This is a genomic window from Corynebacterium sp. HMSC068H04 (assembly GCF_001811255.1).
Lineage (GTDB): Bacteria > Actinomycetota > Actinomycetes > Mycobacteriales > Mycobacteriaceae > Corynebacterium > Corynebacterium hesseae.
In genome coordinates, this window is the sequence record NZ_KV804023.1 from 11127 (window position 1) to 11881 (window position 755).

Sequence of the window (755 nt, forward strand, 5' to 3'; positions counted from 1 at the left end):
GGGCCGTTGGATGCACCGATATCAAAGTAGGCAAGCACATCTTTGCGCCGACGCCACAGGGTGCGTCCCAGTTGGGCAAGCTCTTCTAAGCCTTTCGGTAATCCCTTACGCAGGGTGTGGATGATGCGTTCCATGAGCTTTTTGCCTTCCGATTTCCTCGGATGCGCGTACGCTGCGATCATGTCTTGGTAGAGTAGCCACGTTACTTCTAGGGCCACGTAGTCGTCATCGGTGGCCCACAGCATTTCTAAGCGTTGCTTTTGCCGCTCGGTGAGATAGTTCGTCCTGGTCAACAGGGTGCGCCGGTGCTTGTACAGTGGGTCATCTTTGCGTCCGCGGCGCCCAGTGGTCTCACGTTGGAGTCTTTGTCGGCAACTGGTGAGCTTGTCGGCTGCCAGATGCACTACATGGAAAGGGTCCATGACTTTATCCGCCTGTGGTAGTTGCTCCTCGACTGCGGTGGCATAACCGGTGAACCCATCCATTGTCACCACCTGTATCTGTTCCCGGAAGCTGGGGTTGCGTTCCTTAAGCCACCCGCTGAGCACGTCGGCGGACCTGCCCGGTCGCATGTCTAACAAGCGTGCAGGCCCACGCCCGTCCACCAGCGGGGTGAGGTCAACGAGTATGGTCACCAGGTTTGATGCCTGGCCTGGTTTTCTGGTGTGTTTCCATACATGTTCATCGACTCCGAGGACGCGAACCCCGTCTAGGTGGTGAGGGTCGCCGTAGACAAGCTGGCGGCAGGCATCCAG

The 755-nt window shown here is 57.9% G+C and carries 1 protein-coding gene; it reads right to left on the bottom strand.

Annotated features, from left to right (window positions below; genetic code table 11):
• On the bottom strand, positions 1 to 755 hold a 755-nt coding region (locus HMPREF2792_RS11630), incomplete at its 3' end, for an ISL3 family transposase (protein WP_369822002.1).